This is a genomic window from Bacillus sp. JZ105, assembly GCF_053903125.1.
This window is the reverse complement of the sequence record NZ_CP096387.1, coordinates 1087533-1108675: the sequence shown is the minus strand read 5'-3', so window position 1 is coordinate 1108675 and position 21143 is coordinate 1087533. Positions and strand designations below refer to the sequence as shown.

The following is a 21143-nucleotide window of genomic DNA, read 5'->3' as shown; positions in this document are numbered from 1 at the left end:
TTAATCTCGTCTGAAAAATCCAAGAATATTGGTTGTCTGCACAATATTTGTAAAGGCTTTTGGATCGACTTCTTTAATAATTTGTTCAAGTTCATACAGCTCATACCTTGTAATAACGATCACCATCATTTCCTTTTGCTCGTTGGTGAATGCGCCTTTTGCAGGTACAGTCGTAATGCCTCTGACCATTTTTCCATAAATGGCTTCTTTGATTTCATCTGCTTTCTTCGTGACAATCATCGCGGTCAGCTTCTCATGTCTTGTATGGATGGCATCAATGACCCTTGTGGTCACATATAATGTGACAAGGGTATATAATGCTTTCTCCCAACCTTGTAATAATCCTGCTGTAAAAATGATGATTCCATTTAAAATGAAGAAATACGTGCCAACTGGTTTATCCTTCCACTTCGCTAAAACCATAGCAACAATGTCAAGTCCTCCTGTCGAAGCCCCGTATTTGAGCGTGATTCCAATCCCTACTGCGGATATGACACCGCCAAACACAGCATTTAATAAAATATCGTGGGAAACACTCGTTTCTGGTAAAATGCCAAGGAAAATGGTCGTCAATGCAACACTGATGATGCTGTACAAAGTAAAGGAACGGCCAACTTTCATCCAGCCTAAAATGCCGACTGGAATGTTTAAAATAAATAATAGAATCCCTGTTGATACATAAAATGGCGCATATTGATCGATTAAGCTGGATAACAGCTGGGCTACCCCTGTAAAACCGCTCGCATATACATCAGCTGGGATTAAGAATAAATTCAGTCCAATCGCATTGAGTAATGCACCAATAACGACGACAATGAGTTTTTTTGCTTCTCCAATGAACATGTTGTCATTCCTCCACTTACCATTCTCTCTATGGTTTTCCCTAAAATTTAGAATTTGAACACGAAAAGATGATTTCTATGATATAGTTAGGCTAAAAAGATGTAAAATATGGCTTATTTTTTTAGAAAGAAGGGATTTATATGACTGTTCATATCATAGCAGACAGTGCTGCTGATCTGCCTCTTTCTTATTATGATGAACATAACATAACGCTCATTCCGCTCCGCGTGTTGCTTGGCGAGCAGGAATTTGAGGATTTGATCACCATTGAACCAAAACAAGTATTTGATGCGATGAGACAAGGAGCCAGTCCAAAAACGTCACAGGCTTCACCAAACCGGATCAAGGAAACCTTTGTTTCTGCCGCTCAAACCCATACATCTGCCATCTATGTCGCTTTCTCATCAGAGCTTTCAGGTACATACCAGACAGCTGTGATGATGGCAAACGAAGTGAAGGAAGAATACCCTGATTTTGATTTACGAATCATTGATTCTAAATGCGCTTCACTCGGCTATGGGCTTGCTGTCAAACACGCTCAATCACTTGCCATTGACGGAAATACAATACAAGAAATTGAAACGTCTGTAAAGCATTTTTGTGAATCTTTACAACATATTTTTACTGTAGACGATTTATCGTATTTAGCAAGGGGCGGAAGAATCAGTAAAGCGTCCGCATTTGTTGGCGGTTTGTTAAGCATTAAGCCCATTTTACATGTCGAAGATGGAAAACTCATCCCACTTGAAAAAATCCGCGGACGTAAAAAGCTGCTGAAACGCATTATTGAACTAATGAAAGAACGCGGAACGGATTGGTCGAACCAAACGGTCGGTATTAGTCATGGTGATGATCCTGCACTGGCGGAAGACATGAAACAGCTGATCGAAGCCGAATTTCATCCAAAGGAAATTGATATTCAGATCATCGGCGCCGCTGTTGGGTCCCATTCAGGACCTAGCACGCTTGCGATCTTTTTTACAGGCAAATGATCATAAAAAACACCCTTCCCTGACAAATCACGGGAAGGGTGCTTTTCTTATGAAAGTTTAAATCGCTGGACGGTTTCATTTAACCTTGCCGTCATACTCATCAATTCTTCGACCTGTTTGTTCATTTGATGGAACGATTGCAGCTGTTCATTGGCTGAAGCAGAAATTTCTTCGCTGCCAGCTGCTGTTTCTTCTACCACTGCACTAATATTTTCAATCGAGTGCAGTACTTGTCCGCCAAGTTCTGTTGATTGCATAATTTGGTCATTTAAGACCGCCATTTCTTGTTTAATATGCTGCGCTTTTGTTTCTATATCTTCAAAGGAGTGTGAGGTTTTGTCCATCGCATCCTGCTGCTGAAGTGAAAGCTTGACCCCTTCTTGAACAGTTTGACTAATGGATTGAATGCCTCTTTCAATATGACTGACCATGTCAAAGATTTGTCTTGTGGCATTAGACGATTCATCAGCAAGCTTGCGAATTTCATCTGCTACAACAGCAAAGCCTTTTCCAGCTTCGCCTGCTCTTGCCGCTTCAATGGCTGCGTTTAAGGAAAGCAGGTTTGTTTGGTCCGCAATGTCAGAAACCGTTTTGGCCATGGCTGAGATTCCGCTGGCGTATTGCGTGAATTCTCCTGCTGATTCTTCGATTTGTCTCGTCGCATGTGTATTTTTTTCAATCGCTTTTTTTGTTTCTGTTAACGTGTGCTTTCCGCTTTCTACGGCTTCGATGGCATCTTCTGTACTGCGGATGACCGTTTGTGAGCGTTCGGAATTTTTACGTCCATGCTGGTCCATTTTCTCAATCAAGCTGACGCCGTGCTGGAGATCTTCTGAAATCGCTTGTGACCCATTAGCCATTTCGTCTGTCGAAACAGATACTTGATTCGCAGACTCCATCATCTTTTTGTTTTCATCATTCAGGTGGATCGAGAATGTCTCTACTCGGCTTGAGACATTGCTGATTTCTTTAATCAGACTAATCAGCTGATCTGTCATTTGATTAAAAGATTCATTCAAGCCGCCGATTTCATCCTTGCGCTGAATATCCATCCGCTCCACAGCAAGGTTGCCTTCTGCGATCTGCTTTGCTCTATAGGATAGTGATTTAATGGGTGTCACGATGGATCGCGTTAATCCAATATTCAAAAAGACGGCAATGACAATCAGTGTGAGGGCTGAGACGAGTGCACTTGTGATAATCCATTGGACATTGTCTGCTGCAGCCTCTAGATTTTGTTTATACGCTTCTTCTGCCCTTTTATTCATCGTATGCACATCGTTTAAAACGCCATCAATTCTTGCTGCCACACGTCTTGCATCCGATGCGTTTTTTTCACCAATGGCATTGTTTGCTTCCTTGGTCCACGTGTCATATTTTGAATTTAACCTTGTTAATGCCTCTTTGTTCATATTTCCCGCATATTTGTTTAACGTTTGCAGCTGTTTTTTTGCTGTAGAAATATCGTTTTGAACGATCTCTAGCTGTTCATCTGAGAGTGTCATCGAATAATTGGTCATGGCTTGCTCGACACTTTCAAAGCCTGCCTTCGTTTTTTGTACATTTAATAAGGTTTGGACATCTGTCTCATTTGATGATTGGATTTTTGTCATGCTGACAATGATAAAGGCAATAACGCCAACTGCTAAAAGAAGTGAGATAAGTGAGTTGAGTAAAATTTTGACGCGTAAGCTCATGATGCGTCCCCCTCTTCTTTTAGAAGCGTCTGCTTCAGACCATTTAATTTTTTGGTCAGTGTCTCAGCATTTTTCAGGATCCGAATTTTTGCCATATCGATTCCATCATTGCTTAAGTCATAGACAACATGCCCGCTTTTCATTTGATTGTTCTTAACGAGCTGTTCGCTGAATTGATAGACCACTTCATCGACTTTTTTCACCATAGACGAAATGACCGCTTTTTCAGCAGTATAGTACTGATCGCTGTCTACACCAATAGCATATTTACCCTGTGACTGCGCTTCTTTTAATACACCGACACCTGAGTAGCCGGCTGCGGCATATAAAACGTCTGCTTTCTTTTTGATCATGTCTTTGGCTATTTTACTCCCCTTGCCTGCATCACTAAATGTACCGGCATAGGTAGATAAGATCTTGATTTTTGGATTGACTGATTTGGCGCCTTTTTGAAATCCTTTTTCAAAACGATGGATGACATCTGCGTCAACACCGCCAACAAATCCAATGACATCGCTTTTCGTTGTCATTGCAGCAAGTGCCCCCGCTAAATAGCTGCCTTGCTCTTCTTTAAACGTCACAGAGGTCACATTTTTCAGCTCAGATACGGCATCGATAAGAAGAAACTGCTTCTTAGGATATTTCTTTGCGACTTTTTCTAGGTCTTCTTGCATACTGAAACCTACACCAATGATGAGATCATTTCCATCTCTCACCAGTTCTGTCAGTCCTTTTTCATATGTATCAGTTTCTGCAATTTCTCTATAATCAAATTCAATGCCAAGCTCATCACGTGCTTTTTCTAATCCTTTAAATGATGAATCGTTAAATGATTGATCACCAAGACCATCATCTGTAAGCATAACGCCAATATGCTTCGCAGTTGATTTTGGCGCCCCCTCCTGTTGATTACCGCATGCGGCGAGCACCATAAGCATGGCTGCCATCAGAAGTAATGAAATCTTCACTTTCATCCAAAAACACACTCCTTTTATCATCCTTACTCCTTTTTTATCGGATTTGAGGGTCGTTGTTTCAATGATATAGTGAAGGTTTTTCGTGACTTTTTTCATAGAAAAAATCCATTATTTAAGACAAAAATAAAAAAGTGAGCAAATGCTCACTTTTTCTCGTATGTCCAGCCTTCTTTTTGGTAAACTAGATCATTTTTCATGAGATGACCTAGTGCTCGTTTAAAGGCTGCCTTGCTCATTTGAAATCTTTCGCGGATGTCCTCTGGATCACTTTTATCCCAATAAGGCATGGCGCCGTTTCTTGTTCTCATATAGGTTAAAATTTCTTCTGCATCGACAGATAATGCATCCTGTTTTCTAGGAAGCAGAGAAACGTTCACGGTTCCATCCTCTTTCACTGCAATGACGCGTCCTGTAACGGTCGATCCTAATCGCGGCTCTTCCTTTCGTTCCGTGCGATGGATAAACCCTCGCACGCCTGTATCAGTCAGCATAAAGGAACCTGTCGCAATTAAACGATAGATTGTTCCAGAGATTTCTTTGTTCATTAAGGTTTCTGGTGCCTCAGTGAACAATTCACTGATCACGTCTTCTGTAGCTGGTTTTGCGAACATTCTGCCGTAGCTTGTGACTTTCAGCATACAGTAGAGTTTGTCTCCTTTTTTCGGCCATGCTTCCTCAAAAGGCGGGAGGTGTTCTGTCGCCACAAGTGCATCCTTTGACAGCCCAACATCAACAAATGCGCCCATGTCTTCTACCACGTCCACGACTTCTACCCAGCCGTATGTATGTGCGTTAATTGTAGGGATTTTCATCGTGGCAGCGAGTCTTTCTTCATGATCTACATATAAGTAGACCTCTACTTCATCTCGGTCTCCAATATCTTCTGTCATTTCACTGCGGTGTAAGAGGACCGAATCTTCACCGTCTGTCAAAAAGTAGCCGTATTCCATTTCATTCTCTATTTGCAAGGTCAGTTGCTCACCTGGTCTCATGTTCTCTTCCTTCCTATCTGCCCATAAAAGAGCGTTCGTTCATCTTTTGATTCACTCTATTCTACTATACTTCTTCCCGCATGAACATCTCTAGTTCTGTTAGCTAAAGTGGACAAACTGGACACGATTTATACGGCTGTCGGCTGTACTCTTTGATAAAGTTTTCTTCTTCTGCTATTTGCATGATAAAATAGACGCAATATCTAAACTTGGAGGTCATGTGTGATGGCAAAAGAAAGCTCATTTGACATTGTATCGAAGGTTGAACTGCCTGAAGTGCAAAACGCTGTTCAGGCAGCATTGAAAGAAATTAAAAACCGTTATGATTTTAAAGGAAGTAAAAGTGATATTTCTCTCGAAAAAGAAGAGCTTGTTCTCATTTCTGATGATGACTTCAAACTTGAGCAGCTAAAAGATGTGCTTGTGACAAAGCTGATCAAACGAAATGTTCCAACTAAAAACATCGATTACGGAAAAACCGAGCATGCCCTAGGCGGTACAGTACGCCAGCGTGCGAAGCTGATCAGCGGGATTGATCAAGACAACGCCAAAAAGATCAACGCGCTCATCAAGCAGTCTGGTATCAAAGTGAAATCACAATTTCAGGATGACCAAGTGCGTGTGACAGGGAAAAATAAAGATGATTTACAAGAAGTGATTTCTCTTATGCGCAAGGCTGATTTGCCGATTGATGTCCAATTTATAAATTTTCGATAAATTTCAAATTTTCCATTGATTATTTCTGCATTTTTCGTTACAGTTGATGGAAGTTCAATTCATTGACATGTTCATATCGCTTTCTTATCAAGAGAGGCAGAGGGACTGGCCCTGTGAAGCCTCAGCAACCGGTGTAGTAGAAATTTATTTTCTATGACCAAGGTGCTAAATCCAGCAAGCAACTGCTTGGAAGATAAGGAGAAGAATTACGATACAGCCAAAAAGTCTTCTTCTTATCAGAAGGCTTTTTTTGTTACATAGAAATAAGGAGGAATACAATGGGCCTATTACAAGACTTACAAAACCGCGTACTGATAGCTGACGGAGCGATGGGAACACTTTTATACTCTTACGGCATTGACCGCTGCTTTGAAGAATTAAATTTATCGAAAGAGGATGAAGTGAAACGCGTTCACGAGGCATATGTGCAGGCTGGCGCTGACATCATCCAAACGAACACATACGGCGCGAATTATATTAAACTATCCCGCTACGGCTTAGAGGAAGAAACAAAACGCATCAATACAAAAGCGGTACAAATTGCAAAAGCAGCCGCAGGCTCTGCTTATGTACTCGGAACAATTGGCGGCATTCGGACGTTTAACAAAAATGCCTACTCTATAGAAGAAATCAAAAGAAGCTTTAGAGAGCAGCTGTACATCCTATTAAATGAAGAACCTGACGGATTGCTGCTTGAAACGTATTATGACATAGAAGAAGCAAAGGCTGTTCTCCAAATTGCCCGCAAAGAAACGACTCTTCCGATTGTCATGAACGTCTCTATGCATGAACAAGGCGTTTTGCAGGATGGTACGCCGCTGAAGGATGGTTTATCTGAGTTATCATCTCTTGGCGCAGATGTCGTCGGCATCAACTGCCGGCTGGGCCCTTATCACATGATTCAGGCACTAGAAGGCGTTCCACTTTTGGAAAATTCGCATTTATCTGTCTATCCTAACAGCAGTCTCCCCTCTCTTGAAGCAGGCAGACTCGTCTATGATACCGATAACGATTATTTCCGAAAAAGTGCACTTGAATTTAGAAATCAGGGCGCACGTATTATCGGAGGCTGCTGCGGAACAACACCTCAGCATATTAGCGCAATGGCTGAAGCGGTCAAAGATTTAGCACCGATCACTGAAAAAGAAGTGAAGGTGTTAAAAGAAGAAATCATTTCCATCCAAGATCAGCGCACTGAGCCAGGTCTTGATGAGCTGGCTGTGAAAAAACGTTCGATTATCGTAGAGCTTGATCCGCCCAAGAAGCTGAACTTCGAAAAATTTCTCGTTGCTGCAAATGAATTAAAAGATGCTGGCATTGATGCATTGACGTTAGCCGATAATTCTCTTGCGACTCCGCGCATTAGCAATGTCGCTTGCGGCGCATTATTAAAGCAGCAGCTCGATATGCGTTCTCTTGTTCATATCACATGCCGCGACCGTAATTTGATTGGACTTCAATCTCATTTAATGGGGCTCGACACCCTTGGATTAACCGATATTTTAGCGATCACAGGCGATCCATCTAAAATTGGAGACTTCCCAGGTGCAACATCTGTGTATGATTTAACCTCCTTTGATTTGATTCGACTCATCAAACAATTTAACGAAGGCCTTTCTTTCTCAGGAAAGCCCCTTGGCAAAAAGACCAATTTTTCAGTGGCTGGCGCGTTTAACCCAAATGTGCGCCATATTGATAAAGCAGTCAAACGTCTTGAGAAAAAAATCGAATACGGTGCTGATTATTTTATTTCACAGCCTGTTTATTCTGAGGAACAGCTTGTGAAAATTCATGAGGAAAGCCGCCACTTGGATAAACCGATTTATATCGGCATTATGCCGTTAACAAGCAGCCGAAATGCCGAGTTTATTCATCACGAAATTCCAGGTATCAAATTATCTGATTCTATTCGTGACATTATGGCCAAAGCTGGCGAGGATAAAGAAAAGCAGCGAGCAGAAGGCTTAGCAATTGCCCGCTCTTTATTAGATACAGCCTGCGAATTGTTTAATGGCATTTATTTAATTACTCCTTTCCTTCGATCAGATTTAACAGCAGAACTGACCACCTACATCCATCAGAAAGAAAAGGAGTCTAACGTCCATGTCAACTATCACTGAACAGCTCAAAAAACGCATCCTCGTCCTTGATGGGGCAATGGGCACAATGATTCAAAACGCCAACCTGACAGCAGAGGACTTTGGCGGAGAAGAGTATGAGGGCTGTAACGAGTATTTGAATGTGACAGCCCCTCACATCATCTCTAAGATCCATAGGGAGTACCTCGAAGCAAATGCTGACCTCATTGAAACAAATACGTTCGGCGCGACAGAGCTCGTTCTTGATGAATATGGGCTTGGCCACCTTGCCTATGAACTCAATGTTCGAGCTGCGCAGCTGGCAAAGGCAGAAGCAGACCGTTTCTCCACACCGGAGCAGCCTCGTTTTGTTGTAGGCGCAATGGGCCCGACAACGAAAACATTATCTGTGACAGGCGGCACAACCTTCAGTGAGCTCGTCAGAAACTATGAAGAGCAGGCCCGCGCTCTGATTGACGGAAAGTGTGATGCCCTTCTTTTAGAAACAAGCCAAGATATGCTGAATGTAAAAGCTGGATTCAAAGGGATTCAAGAAGCCTTTCAGCAGACGGGCATTCAATTACCACTCATGGTATCAGGAACGATTGAACCGATGGGCACCACCCTTGCTGGCCAGGATATTGAAGCCTTTTATATCTCTCTTGAGCATATGAAACCCATCAGTGTGGGCCTTAACTGTGCGACTGGTCCAGAATTTATGACAGACCATATTCGCACGCTATCCTCCATTGCAAAGTCAGCGGTGAGCTGCTATCCGAATGCTGGTCTCCCAGATGAAGAAGGCCAATATCATGAATCCCCTGTCTCTCTTGCTAAGAAAATCGCCGCCTTTGCTAAGGAAGGCTGGTTAAATATCGTCGGCGGCTGCTGCGGGACTACACCTGCGCATATTCAAGCATTGTCAGATGAAGTACGCACGCTTCAGCCGCGTCATATCACTCGCGAATCGCCGCAGCATACCGTATCAGGAATTGAGCCTCTTATTTATGAGGATTCGATGCGTCCTCTTTTTGTAGGCGAACGGACCAATGTCATTGGTTCTCGCAAATTCAAACGGCTCATTGCGGAACAAAAGTTTGAAGAAGCAGCAGAAATTGCTCGTGCTCAAGTGAAAAATGGCGCTCACGTCGTTGATGTGTGTCTCGCCGACCCAGACCGTGATGAGGCAGCAGACATGGAAGGCTTTTTACAAGAAGCCATGAAAAAGGTGAAAGCCCCTTTTGTCATTGATTCAACGGATAAACACGTGATTGAAAAGGCACTCACCTATTCTCAAGGGAAAGCCATCATCAATTCCATCAACCTTGAGGATGGCGAGGAACGCTTTGAAGAGATTCTTCCTCTTGTGAAGCTATATGGCGGTGCACTTGTTGTTGGCACGATTGATGAAATAGGAATGGCCGTGACAGCAGAACGAAAGCTTGAAATTGCTGTACGTTCTCACGATTTGCTAACGAGGAAGTATGGAATTCCCGCAAGTGACATCATTTTTGATCCGCTTGTCTTTCCCGTAGGCACTGGAGACGAGCAATATATTGGCGCCGCTGAAGAAACGGTCAAAGGCATTAAAATGATCAAGGAAACCCTGCCTGAGTGCCTCACCATTTTAGGCATCAGTAACGTATCTTTCGGGCTTCCGCCTGTTGGCAGAGAAATCTTAAATGCCGTCTATTTGTATCACTGCGTGCAAGCAGGGCTTGACTATGCCATTGTCAATACAGAAAAACTTGAACGCTTCGCTTCCATTCCAAAGGAAGAAATCAAACTAGCTGAATCCTTGCTTTATGAAACAAATGATCAAACACTGGCTGAATTCACCCAATTTTACCGCGGTAAAAAGAAAACGGAGAAAAAACCAAAGATCTCCTTATCACTTGATGAAAGGCTGGCGCTCTACGTCGTCGAGGGAACGAAAGAAGGTCTCATCGATGATCTATCCCTTGCTTTGGAGCAATATGAATCGCCGCTTCATATCATCAATGGCCCGTTAATGCAGGGAATGGCTGAAGTTGGTCGTCTTTTTAATCAAAACGAACTGATTGTAGCCGAGGTGCTTCAATCGGCAGAGGTCATGAAAGCATCTGTTTCGTTTCTTGAGCAATATATGGAAAAGCAGCATGCGAGCGGGAAAGGAAAAATTCTGCTTGCGACCGTAAAAGGAGATGTCCATGATATCGGGAAAAACCTTGTCGACATCATTTTGAGCAATAATGGCTTTCAAGTGGTCGACCTCGGCATCAAGGTGACACCTCAAACATTGATTGAAGCTGTGCAAAAGGAAAAACCAGATATGATTGGATTATCAGGCTTACTTGTGAAGTCCGCCCAGCAAATGGTACTAACCGCTCAAGATTTACAAAAAGCCAATATTTCTGTTCCTATTTTGGTCGGCGGTGCTGCCCTTTCTCGTAAATTTACGAAAATGAAAATTTCGCCTCATTATGATGGACCTGTACTTTATGCAAAAGATGCCATGGACGGACTATCGTTAGCCAATGAGTTAAAAGCGAATCCACTGCAATTTCAAACAAAGCCGCCAGAGGAGCCAGCGGCACCTATCAAGAAGAAAGAAGGAAAGCAGCCGAAAGCTGTCATTGAATTACTAGAAAAACGCGCATCTCTCCCGCAAGCACCGGTATTTACGCCAGAAAATACCACACGCCATTATGTGAGAGACATCGATTTGCATCATATTATGCCTTATGTGAATGAACAAATGCTCATTGGTCATCATCTCGGCTTAAAGGGAAAGGTCAAAACTTTATTAGCTGAACAGCACCCAAAAGCATTGGAATTAAAACAGCTTGTCACAGATCTTCTAAACGAAGGCAGAGAGAAAAACTGGTTTGCGCCAGCATTTGTGTATCAATTCTTCCCTGCCAGTTCAGACGGAAATGATTTGCATATTTATGATCCTGAAGAACCTGACCGCATCATTGAAACGTTCCAATTTCCAAGGCAGGAGAAGCTACCGTACCGCTCCATTTCTGATTATGTACGGAAAAGTGATGAAAACGAGAAAGATTATATTGCCTTATTCGCCGTCACAGCCGGCGCGCGTATACGTGAAGTCGCGCAGCAATTTAAGCAGGAAGGAGATTATTTAAAAATGCATGCCGTCCAAGCTCTGGCACTTGAGCTTGCAGAAGGACTAGCTGAAAGAACCCACCAAGTGATTCGTGACAAATGGGGATTCCCTGACCCAGTCGATTTTACAATGGAAAAACGATTCCAAGCGAAATATCAAGGGCAGCGCTATTCCTTTGGTTATCCAGCGTGTCCAAATCTTGAGGACCAGGAAAAGCTGTTCAAGCTGCTTCAGCCTGAAAAAATCGGCATCCATCTGACAGAAGGATTCATGATGGAACCTGAAGCATCTGTTTCTGCGATCGTCGTTTCCCACCCTGAAGCTCGATATTTTAATGTTCATTAAGATGAGAACCTCCGTCATTGGGGGTTCTTTTTTGATACACGCTGAGAGGAAAAGGATCTTCCTTTCCTTTTTCTTATCTTTCATATGGTACGATACATATAGATGAAATCAGCTAAGAAGGAGTTGCGTGTATTGGAAAACGTTGTACAACGAACCTTAACCCTTGATGACATACCCGATCTGATCGCATTGTCAAAAGAGGTCGACTGGCCTGATTACAATGAGGATGAGCTTACATCTCTTTTAACAAACGGATATTTTACAGGTTTTTCAACAACAGATGGACAAGTGATCTCATGTGCGGGACTTTTCCAATATGATAAAGCAGCATCAATTGGTGCCGTTATTGTATCTGAGACGCATCGCGGCTTAGGCCTTGCGCGGAAAATGATTGACACCCTGCTTCGCCGGAGCGACCAAAGTGTTCCTGTCGTTTTAACTGCTACTGTACAAGGACAGCCCGTTTACGAAAAAATCGGATTTCAAACGGCCGGCTATATTCATACATACAAAGCACAGACTACGAATCCATCGGCTTTTCGTGTGTCAGGCGGGATTCACCTTTCTCCTGCTGATGAAGCGGACCTTCCGTCTATTGAAGCACTTGACGAAAAAGGTGCAGGCACCAATCGATCAAGCTTTATAAGAAAGCGAATGGAACGAGCATCGTTCCGGCTGATCGCAAAGAATGAGCATCATGAAACAACTGGATTTGCATTTGGCATCGAAACCCCTGCTAATCTAATGATTGGACCGCTTACAGCAAACGATGAACAAACCGCTCTCTCGCTCATCCAATCACTCATCTCGTCTTATTCAGGGGCAATTCGTATAGATATGCATGAAGAAACTGCTGAACGCCTGCATGAAATACTTGTTGAAGCAGGATTTACAAAAACAAACGTAGCGCCTTTTATGATGATTCGCGGGAAAGAAAAACTAAATGATCCCGCCCTTTTCTATTTTCTTGCCTCTCAAGCATTTTCTTAAAAAACAAACAAGCTGTAGACACTTGATGTCTACAGCTTTTCTATTACTTCTCCCCAACTGACGAAAGAACATGAGCGAGTGCATTTGTGACCTTCCCATGCTCTGAAGCATGCGGGCGGTCATCTCCATCTCCATAGCCATAATCAATCATTCGATTACGATTTAAGCAAAGCTTTGTGAGCTTCGGCTGGAATAGATCAAATAATTCAAAACGGTCTTTTAGCTGCGGAAATTGCTTTTGATACTGCTGAATTTCTTCCGCAAGCAAGCGCCAAAGAGTCGTTTCATCTAACAGATTGTGATTGTCTAATACGTTGGATACATAACGCAGATTGCAAATAAATAATCCTGTAAAGATAAATTGTACTAGACCTTCTGGCGGCTCACTGCGTAGCACTGCTTTTAAATCTTCTTCTAATGAAGCTAATTCAGGCAGCGGCTGGTCACTTATATTCACATCATCAACGAAATCTTTGATTGCCAAACGATGCGGCTGATGATTTTTCAACACAAGAATCGTATTTTGCCCATGCGGTGAAAAGACTGTGCCGTATTGATACATAAAGTGCAGCAGCGGCGGCATCACGACATGGAAGAACTTCGCCATCCATTCTTTTGCTGAGAGACCTGATTTTTCAATCAGCTGCTTAATATACGGCTCACCTTCATGATCCTCATAAGTGAGTGCCGCAAGTGTAACAGGGCTCTCCCCTTCTTCTAAGTACGTATAAATGCTTTCTCTAAAAATGACACCGAGCATCTCAAGATATTGATACGGCGCACCAGGCAGTTTGCTGTAGTATGGATGATCGACATTGATACTTGCATTCTCACCTGGTAAAATGACGCGGCACACATCAGATAAAAATGAGTCTTGATCGGCAATCCCTTTAATATGCGCTGTAATGCGCGGGGCAATGACCGTACGTTCTGATGGGAGTCCACGGTACACAAGTGTATTTAAAATACTCATTGGCAGTTTAATATGATGCTTGCCTTTGTTTGAGATATTTGTAAAGGTTCTGATCGACTGCTGCGGGATATATTGATCCAGTCCCTCTCCCAAATACACAATCCGGCGCAAGGCCAAATCTTCAGGGAAATGCTGAATAATCATATGCGTCCACTGCCACTGATGGACAGGCATCATATAATAGTCAGCTGCATTCAATCCTTCATCCTTTAACACACGCTGAAATTGACGAATCGTGACTTCATCTAATTCTTTGGCGATCACCTGCTCATAGTTTTCATGATCGACTGCATGGAATGTCGCAAGCTCTTTATGTACAGCAATCCAAGACAGCTGCACACATTCCTGCCGTTCTGGTGCATAGGCTAAGTAATCATCGTAGCTGAATCCTATACGTCCTTTGTTATACACAATCCAAGGATGGCCTGTCATTTCTCCTTCAATCCATGCATAATCCGTATCTGTCAGTTCATCCGCACGAAGTGCTTTTTTCGACAGCAAATGGACATCGGCTAACAAAGTATGGTGAAGCTCTTTGATAAGATGGCCTGTTGTGTCAGAAGACATTGGAATGATCGGCTGAATGTCTAGTAAAAACACAATGGCACTGACATCCTTTGACCATTTTCCATCTTGACAGTACTCAATTGATTCAGCGATTGTATCAAAACTATCAAACAACCGAGGTTTTGCCAGATAACGATATTTCTTATGTTCGTGAATGATTAATTCATACTGCGCGATGCCATCCTTACAATCCAGCTCAACAGGATGAAGCATATCCTCATACATATATTCAGACAGCATTTTAGCCACCATTCGCTGGTTTGCCTTTTTCCAAGCAGCAGGATTCACCGCTTTTTTCAATTCATCTTGTACACTCATCGCTTCATCCTCCTTATCCTTTCATTTCTTCAAATGTGTGTGCGTTCTTGTGTGTACCGAATGTCTGGAAGACGTGCTTTTGATAAAGTGGATACACATTTTGACGAGCAAGTTCATTGATGATCACACTGTTTCGATAAGCCCCCAGCCCTAAATCTGGTGCGCCGACCCCATGAGTATGAAGCTCTGCATTTTGTACAAAAATATCATTTTCACCCATCGTATTTGTTTTCAAACGATATTCACGTTCAACTTGGAATCTCCCTTGATCATCCCATTGAATGTGATGAGAAATAGGGTTGATAAATGGCGGCAGAACGGATTGATAGCCAGTCGCCAATACGACAATATCCGTCTCATGTGTAAAGGATTCTTCCTTGACCCATTGCGTGCATGAAAGTGATAACCCGCCCGCTGTTTCCTCAATCAAGTTGACCTCTGTCATGGCTTGAAGCACTGTGTTCAGCTGGTTTCCGCAGGCAGAACGTTCATAAAGCAAATGATAAATATCACAAATCATCGCCGAACTGATACCTTTATACAGCAAGTCTTGCTGTTTTAATAACGCATCCTTTTTGGCTTGCGGAAGCTCATAAAAGAAATCAATATAGTCAGGGGAGAAATACTCAAGTCCAAGGTTTGAATATTCCATTGGGAAAAATCCTTTTGATCGTGTAAACCAGTGAATATCCTTTGCCTCATCATCTGATAAAATGTCATAAAACACTTCTGCCGCACTTTGACCAGAGCCGATAACTGTTACAGATTTCCCTTTGAAACAGCCTTCTTTTTTTCGTTTTAAATAGTCAGCTGAGTGAAAAACCTTCTCTCCTAAAGCTGGCTGGAGCGATGCGGGTATCGCCGGCTGCGTGCCAATTCCTAAGACGAGATGTTTGCTTTCAAACACCTCTACAGTTTGGTTCTTTACATGACGGACATGCACTTCATACCGCTTTTCTCCTGCCTTTTCGATCAGTGAGACAGATTCGACATTCATGCCAAATCGGCAAGAGTCTAACTGGTCAGCGACCCAGCGGCAATAATGACTGTATTCCTTGCGCGGGATATGGAAGTCCTCTAGAAAGTAAAATGAATACAAACGGTTTTGTTCCTGCAAATAGTTGAGGAAGCTATATTTGCTTTTCACATCTGCCATGCTGACAAGGTCCGCTAAAAATGGGACTTGGAGTGTCGTCCCTTCAATGAGCATCCCTGGGTGCCAGTGAAAGGCTTCACTTCTTTCAAAAAACAAAGCGTCGATTTCATTTACCTCTTCAGATAATGCGGCAAGCCCCAGGTTAAACGGGCCAATGCCGATCCCAATTACATCCACTATATTATTTTGCTTGTTGAACCGCGTCATGGTTATACTTCCTTTCGAATCGTTCTCGATCACAAAACATCAAAAGACCTGTTTTATCAGGTAAAGTGACTGGTTTTACACGTTCGAAGCCGCATTTTTCAAATACATGAATCATTTTTTCATTGCGAATATCCGGCTCAGCAACGATTTTTTCTGTTCGTTTGTTCTGCTCAAATTGAAATGCTGTCATTGCCTGAAGGAGCGGCGCAGCAAATCCTTTTCCCACATAATCCGGTTCCCCTATTAACAGGTGGATGCCTTGATCATGCGGAGAAGGCTCATAGTAGAATTCAATGATATCCCCTTTCACGTTGTAAGCCTCAAAATAACTCATTGGCGTCCCATCAATCGTGCCTAAATAAAGGGTTTGATGCGGATCATGTATTGCCTGATAAAAATGCTTTTCAAAAGCAGGAAACGGAATATTCAAATGCCAAAATGGGTGAACGTACTCTTCTTGCATCCACTTATGGACAAGCTGAACGTCTCTTTCATATTCAGCGCGAATAAACCTAATACGATGCCTCATCCAATCAGCGCCTCCTTATGTAAAAAGAGCGGATTCAAGACAGCCGTGTAACGAGATTGTGTTTCCAGAGATCCTGTCAGCTCATCCATATCTTCAAATCGTGTCAGCAAATTCGCTTTTGAAGGAAGTTCTTTTGAGCGGAGAAGGCTGTTAGTCAGATCAGATGCTCCGTACGTCTCCTCATGAGCGAGCAATGTATCTCTCACGAGTGCCAGCAAGTCTTCTTCCTTTGCTAATCCTTCTGTGCCAAAGCCATTAATGAGACCAAATAAATGATTAAAGAAGAAATAATAACGAAGTCTCTCAACGGCTACATCATCCGCACAGATGGTTTCACTTCTGACGCTCAAGTTTTGAACTAGATTCGCGAGCTTATCCTTTTTCGATTCACTATAATAGTAGCCTTGGTTGTCACGGTAATAGAAGGTCTCTGGATAACCATCCTTCATTTGCACAACAGCATTTTGCTGATGGGCCTCGAGTGCAAGACCATACGTTTCAAACAGCCAGAGCATCGGCTTTAACGAAATAGTCAAATATTGTTTAAACCAATCTTGGCTGACCGCTTCTGTTGACCGGCCTTCTGCGTCTGCAAGTTTATGAATAATTCCTGCTAATCTCGATTTTCCTCCGTACGCATGATCCTGACACAGCCCAGCAATTAAGCTTGCGCCTTTTTCACGATGCAAGAATGGATTTTGACGAATGACCACTTCAAAGCCAGATTCCGTTTCATCTCCGCGAATAGAGAGATATGCAGGATCTTCAATGACCCGGAATCCAGAGAATTTTTCATATAAAGAAACGCCTAATTCTGTTTTTAAGATGCGGGACATCTCTACTCCTCGATCCAGTTCCTTTTGTTTATTGATGCGTAACGAGTTCGTAATTTTCACAGGAACAGAGAATTTGAGCATGTAAGCAGAATCCTTTTGATAGACCGTTCTAAAGGATGAAGTCGCTGTGTATTCAGACCCGAGCGGTCCTAAATAAGTCAGTTTCCCCTCCTCTATATAACGCTTCACGAATGCCTTCTCCATGACCACTTTGACTTGCAGCGGATGAATCGGAATGAGCACATATTCTCCGTTTTCTGTTAACCTATTCAGTCTCTCTGTTTCTTCTGGCACCTGACGCGAAAGCTCTTCTAACATGAGGCTTGCCGCGGGTTGTGAAATAGACGAATCCTGAAGCACAATCGAATGGTGCGCTTTAAAGTAATGAAGTTGGAAAGCTCCTTTCAGCTCAGGAGAATAGACGGCTTCCTCCTCTTCTGTCATCCCTTGTCTGCTTTTTGGGGTAGGATGTGTTAAATGTCCAAGGAGAAGTGACTGCTCAGCCTCGATGTACTCAAAATCAGCTTGAGATAAAGCAGCTTGATCACTTTCTCTCTCCCGTAAAAATCGTTCAATATTTCGGCAGCTTAAAATGATACGAAGCATGAATTCATCCTCTGCATCTGTGCGGCCATATGCAATGAGAAGCTCCTTTGAACATAAAGCAACAAGTGTCGTGTAATCGACGATCGTTCCCTCTTTTTCGCTGCCACTCGGACGAAAGCGAATCGGAAAATCAAAGAGATGGCGGCCTACAGATGAAAAATAACGGACCGGAATCACAAGCTCAAGGTCTTGCTTTGCTAGTTTTGCCACGAATACAAGCGAACCATCTGCTTTCGTCTCTTTTTTTGCAGATCGATCGATTCCTGTTTCACGTAAAAAACAGTTTAAAAAGCTTTGCATAGTTGCATTTTCAGCCATTTGTTTATATTGACTCAACGTAGTACCCTCCCGGATTGAATATGAACGATCCCGATATCAACGATGTCAGAAAGGATTTCCTCAATATGTGTGATTGTCGTTCTCGGATTTAACAAAGTGAATTTTAAGCATGTTTGACCATCCACCACTGTTTTCGCAATGACAGCAGTTCCTGATTTGAATAACGTTCGATGGATGATTTTATTGATGTCATCCGCCCCCTTAAATCGAAACACAACTGCATTGATTTCTGGATCAGGATTGATCACTTCAAGGTGATCATTGCTCTCAATAAGCGCAGCCACATCCTTTGCAAAATCAATGGTATGGTCAATGATGTCACCAAACCCTTTCTCCCCAATCAGACGAAGAGAAAGAAGCAATTTCAGTGCGTCGAACCGGCGCGTCGTTTGGACAGATTTATGGACAAGATGTAGTATTCCATCCAGTTCATCTTCCTTTGGATTGAGATAATCTGCATGATAATGAATCAAGCCAAAATGTCTTTTATCCTTCAGCAAAAATGCTCCGCAGGAGATCGGCTGATAAAATTGTTTATGAAAGTCAATCGTGATGGAATCAGCAAGCTCAATACCGTCTAATTTACGTCTGTAGGTTTCGCTTAATATAAGCGCACCTCCGTAGGCAGCATCTGCGTGAATCCATAAACCGAATGGCTTGACGATGTCATATACATCTCGAACTGGGTCAATACTGCCAAAATCAGTTGTCCCGCAAGTCGCTACTACCGCAAAAGGCAGGAGATCTTGTTCCTTTAACTCAACAAGTTTCTTCTTCAAATCGTTGAGGTCCATGCGGTGATGTTCATCTGTCTCTACTAGAACAACTGCCTGCTCCCCTAAGCCTAGCTGGGATGCAGATTTTTTCACAGTGAAGTGAGCATTTTTAGAGCAAAGAATTCTCATGCGGTGAGCCTCACTCGGCAAGCCTTTCTGTTGAACATTCCATTGCCATGTGTTTTCACAAAATGCATCTCTTGCAAGAAGCAGTCCCATATAGTTAGATTGGGTGCCACCGCTCGTAAATGTCCCATCTGCTAGATTTCCATAAGAAAACTTCGCACACAGCCACTTTAAAATTTCCTCCTCCACCAAAGATGCAATACCGCTTTGATCGAAGGAATCCATTGATTGGTTAAAGGAGCTTACCATCACCTCTGCGGCAAGTGCAGGGATAAGCGGCGGACAATGCAAATGTGCCAAGCATTTAGGATGCGATACATCAACGAGATGCGGTAAAAGGTGCTGCTTTATATCTTGAAAGACAGATTCTATTGATTCGCCAGACGGTTGAAACTGAAATAAGGATTCGACACTAGCCGCTAATTTCCCAGGCAATATTCCGCTGTATGGTCCTTCGTCTTTTTGCCACTGATCCAGTAAGCTGTCGATAGATGTATGAAGAGCCGCTTGGAAGGACTCTCTTCCAAGCTGGCTTTGATTGATAAATAATGAATCCACAGAAGCTTTAGTTGATTGCATCGTAAACGGCCTCTTTAAAAATAGCGATGACTTGTTCAAGCTGTTCTTCTGTCATGATCAATGGCGGTAAGAATCGAATGACGCTGCCGAAACGGCCTCCTGTCTCTACAATTAAGCCTTTATCGAAGCAATTCTTTTGAATGAGACTGGCTAGCTCAGGATTTGCTGGATAACTTCCATCCACATCCTGCTTTTCATTTGGATTGACAATTTCAGCACCAATCATTAATCCTCTTCCACGAACATCACCGATAGCAGGTACATTTTTTTGAATGTCTTTTAAATAAGCCTGCATGCGATTCCCTAACTGGTCTACATGATCAAGCAGATTGGTTTCTTTTATGAATTTAAGCGTAGCAGTTCCTGCAGCCATCGCCATTTGATTTCCTCTAAATGTGCCAATGTGTGCACCTGGATTCCATTGATCCAAATCTTGATCATAAATCACAACTGAAAGCGGCAGGCTTCCACCAATGGCTTTAGATAATACAATAACGTCTGGCACAATTCCTGCATGTTCAAAGGCAAACATCTTACCTGTTCGGCCAATGCCTGATTGAACCTCATCGATAATGAGCGGAATGCCTTTTTCTTTTGTGATTCTTCTCATTTCTTTTATCCATTCAATAGATGCTGGAATTGAGCCTCCCTCACCTTGAACTGCTTCAAAGATCATACCTGCTGGCGGAAGAATACCACTTTCAGGATCATTTAATACACGCTCAATATAAGAGCTGGAAATGCGGTGTGAATCTTTCCCGCCAATGCCAAATGGGCAGCGATATTCATATGGATAAGGCATGAAATGCACATCTGGAATTAACCCTTGCACTCTTTCCTTTGGAGACAAATTTCCGCTTAATGACATCGTGCCATGTGTCGCACCGTGATAAGCACCGTGGAAAGAAAGAATGGAACGATTACCTGTCGCTGTCTTGACTAATTTAATCGCAGCTTCTATGGCATCACCGCCAGTTGGTCCACAAAATTGAATTTTTGCTCTCTTTGCAAACTCTTCTGGCAGGTGAGAAAAAATTTCATTCACAAACTCTTCTTTAATTTCTGAGGTTATGTCCAACGTATGCAATGGTCTTTTTTCATGAAGCATACGTTCAATAGCTTCTATAACAACCGGATGATTGTGACCAAGTGCAAGTGTTCCTGCGCCTGCCAGACAGTCGTAAAACTCTCTGCCATCTGCATCTGTCACGATCATACCCTCGGCTTTTTGCATGGCTAATGGGAACCGTCTCGGGTAAGACCTTGCATTAGATTCTCTTTGACTTTGCTGCTCTAAAAATTGCTGATTTTTAGAAACGGTTTTGATGGACATAATAAAACACTCCTCCAATTGATAAAGATTATCATTTTCATTTACTAGCCTAGAGGAT

General features: G+C 42.7%; 15 protein-coding genes and 1 riboswitch. Of the genes, 5 read left to right on the top strand and 10 right to left on the bottom strand.

The genetic code is table 11. The features are described from left to right. Complete coding sequence (locus M1D81_RS05490) at positions 1-843, bottom strand: YitT family protein (protein WP_024425072.1); 843 nt, start codon at positions 841-843, stop codon at positions 1-3. 140 nt (positions 844-983) lie between these two features. Here M1D81_RS05490 and M1D81_RS05485 point away from each other — a divergent pair, with 140 nt between their 5' ends. Then, the gene (locus tag M1D81_RS05485; protein ID WP_024425073.1) at positions 984-1835 is read left to right on the top strand and encodes a DegV family protein; all 852 of its coding nucleotides are present in this window, start codon (positions 984-986) and stop codon (positions 1833-1835) included. Positions 1836-1882: 47 nt separating this feature from the next. Here M1D81_RS05485 and M1D81_RS05480 read toward each other — a convergent pair whose 3' ends face one another. The 3 genes from M1D81_RS05480 to M1D81_RS05470 form a co-directional block, all read right to left on the bottom strand. Next, positions 1883-3532 carry a methyl-accepting chemotaxis protein gene (locus M1D81_RS05480; RefSeq protein ID WP_456265390.1) on the bottom strand — a complete coding sequence of 550 codons (1650 nt, stop codon included), beginning with the start codon at positions 3530-3532 and terminating at the stop codon, positions 1883-1885. Further along, positions 3529-4506 (bottom strand): BMP family lipoprotein, encoded by a 978-nt coding sequence (locus tag M1D81_RS05475; protein ID WP_456265391.1) that lies wholly within the window; start codon positions 4504-4506, stop codon positions 3529-3531. Before M1D81_RS05475 ends, M1D81_RS05480 begins: the two co-directional genes overlap by 4 nt. A gap of 146 nt (positions 4507-4652) precedes the next feature. Next, positions 4653-5501, bottom strand: coding sequence for a CvfB family protein (locus M1D81_RS05470; RefSeq protein ID WP_456265392.1), 849 nt, complete (start codon positions 5499-5501; stop codon positions 4653-4655). Between the two features lie 225 nt (positions 5502-5726). Between M1D81_RS05470 and M1D81_RS05465 the strand changes: the two genes are divergently transcribed. The 4 genes from M1D81_RS05465 (at position 5727) to M1D81_RS05450 (ending at position 12740) form a co-directional block, all read left to right on the top strand. Then, positions 5727-6218 carry a YajQ family cyclic di-GMP-binding protein gene (locus M1D81_RS05465; RefSeq protein ID WP_012009527.1) on the top strand — a complete coding sequence of 164 codons (492 nt, stop codon included), beginning with the start codon at positions 5727-5729 and terminating at the stop codon, positions 6216-6218. An 81-nt stretch (positions 6219-6299) separates the two neighbouring features. Beyond that, positions 6300-6418, top strand: a riboswitch (SAM riboswitch). A gap of 78 nt (positions 6419-6496) precedes the next feature. Continuing rightward, positions 6497-8338 carry a bifunctional homocysteine S-methyltransferase/methylenetetrahydrofolate reductase gene (locus M1D81_RS05460; protein WP_034621789.1) on the top strand — a complete coding sequence of 614 codons (1842 nt, stop codon included), beginning with the start codon at positions 6497-6499 and terminating at the stop codon, positions 8336-8338. Next, positions 8322-11750 carry a methionine synthase gene (gene metH / locus M1D81_RS05455; RefSeq protein ID WP_456265393.1) on the top strand — a complete coding sequence of 1143 codons (3429 nt, stop codon included), beginning with the start codon at positions 8322-8324 and terminating at the stop codon, positions 11748-11750. The genes M1D81_RS05460 and metH overlap by 17 nt, the downstream gene beginning before the upstream one ends. A gap of 132 nt (positions 11751-11882) precedes the next feature. Then, positions 11883-12740 carry a GNAT family N-acetyltransferase gene (locus tag M1D81_RS05450; RefSeq protein ID WP_456265394.1) on the top strand — a complete coding sequence of 286 codons (858 nt, stop codon included), beginning with the start codon at positions 11883-11885 and terminating at the stop codon, positions 12738-12740. Positions 12741-12783: 43 nt separating this feature from the next. On the opposite strand, the gene M1D81_RS05445 is transcribed toward M1D81_RS05450, so the two are convergent. Genes M1D81_RS05445 through M1D81_RS05420 form a run of 6 tightly spaced genes read right to left on the bottom strand, consistent with a single transcriptional unit; the run spans position 12784 to position 21085 of the window. Beyond that, a complete protein-coding gene (locus M1D81_RS05445) occupies positions 12784-14598 on the bottom strand; it encodes an IucA/IucC family protein (protein ID WP_456265395.1) in 1815 nt (604 codons plus the stop codon). A gap of 13 nt (positions 14599-14611) precedes the next feature. Beyond that, positions 14612-15961, bottom strand: coding sequence for a lysine N(6)-hydroxylase/L-ornithine N(5)-oxygenase family protein (locus tag M1D81_RS05440; protein WP_456265396.1), 1350 nt, complete (start codon positions 15959-15961; stop codon positions 14612-14614). Continuing rightward, on the bottom strand, positions 15936-16490 hold the full coding sequence (locus M1D81_RS05435) for a GNAT family N-acetyltransferase (protein WP_456265397.1): 555 nt from the start codon (positions 16488-16490) through the stop codon (positions 15936-15938). Before M1D81_RS05435 ends, M1D81_RS05440 begins: the two co-directional genes overlap by 26 nt. Continuing rightward, entirely contained in the window at positions 16487-18268 is a 1782-nt protein-coding gene (locus tag M1D81_RS05430) for an IucA/IucC family protein (RefSeq protein WP_456265398.1), read from the bottom strand. Before M1D81_RS05430 ends, M1D81_RS05435 begins: the two co-directional genes overlap by 4 nt. Beyond that, positions 18265-19752 carry a pyridoxal phosphate-dependent decarboxylase family protein gene (locus M1D81_RS05425; protein WP_456265399.1) on the bottom strand — a complete coding sequence of 496 codons (1488 nt, stop codon included), beginning with the start codon at positions 19750-19752 and terminating at the stop codon, positions 18265-18267. The genes M1D81_RS05430 and M1D81_RS05425 overlap by 4 nt, the downstream gene beginning before the upstream one ends. Continuing rightward, positions 19739-21085 carry an aspartate aminotransferase family protein gene (locus M1D81_RS05420; RefSeq protein ID WP_024425084.1) on the bottom strand — a complete coding sequence of 449 codons (1347 nt, stop codon included), beginning with the start codon at positions 21083-21085 and terminating at the stop codon, positions 19739-19741. Before M1D81_RS05420 ends, M1D81_RS05425 begins: the two co-directional genes overlap by 14 nt. Between the last annotated feature and the right edge of the window lie 58 nt (positions 21086-21143).

Coding starts and splice junctions, on each gene's coding strand:
- M1D81_RS05490 (WP_024425072.1), bottom strand. CDS start 843: ATGTTCATTGGAGAAGCAAAAAAACTCATTGTCGTCGTTATTGGTGCA.
- M1D81_RS05485 (WP_024425073.1), top strand. CDS start 984: ATGACTGTTCATATCATAGCAGACAGTGCTGCTGATCTGCCTCTTTCT.
- M1D81_RS05480 (WP_456265390.1), bottom strand. CDS start 3,532: ATGAGCTTACGCGTCAAAATTTTACTCAACTCACTTATCTCACTTCTT.
- M1D81_RS05475 (WP_456265391.1), bottom strand. CDS start 4,506: ATGAAAGTGAAGATTTCATTACTTCTGATGGCAGCCATGCTTATGGTG.
- M1D81_RS05470 (WP_456265392.1), bottom strand. CDS start 5,501: ATGAGACCAGGTGAGCAACTGACCTTGCAAATAGAGAATGAAATGGAA.
- M1D81_RS05465 (WP_012009527.1), top strand. CDS start 5,727: ATGGCAAAAGAAAGCTCATTTGACATTGTATCGAAGGTTGAACTGCCT.
- M1D81_RS05460 (WP_034621789.1), top strand. CDS start 6,497: ATGGGCCTATTACAAGACTTACAAAACCGCGTACTGATAGCTGACGGA.
- metH (WP_456265393.1), top strand. CDS start 8,322: ATGTCAACTATCACTGAACAGCTCAAAAAACGCATCCTCGTCCTTGAT.
- M1D81_RS05445 (WP_456265395.1), bottom strand. CDS start 14,598: ATGAGTGTACAAGATGAATTGAAAAAAGCGGTGAATCCTGCTGCTTGG.
- M1D81_RS05440 (WP_456265396.1), bottom strand. CDS start 15,961: ATGACGCGGTTCAACAAGCAAAATAATATAGTGGATGTAATTGGGATC.
- M1D81_RS05435 (WP_456265397.1), bottom strand. CDS start 16,490: ATGAGGCATCGTATTAGGTTTATTCGCGCTGAATATGAAAGAGACGTT.
- M1D81_RS05425 (WP_456265399.1), bottom strand. CDS start 19,752: ATGCAATCAACTAAAGCTTCTGTGGATTCATTATTTATCAATCAAAGC.
- M1D81_RS05420 (WP_024425084.1), bottom strand. CDS start 21,085: ATGTCCATCAAAACCGTTTCTAAAAATCAGCAATTTTTAGAGCAGCAA.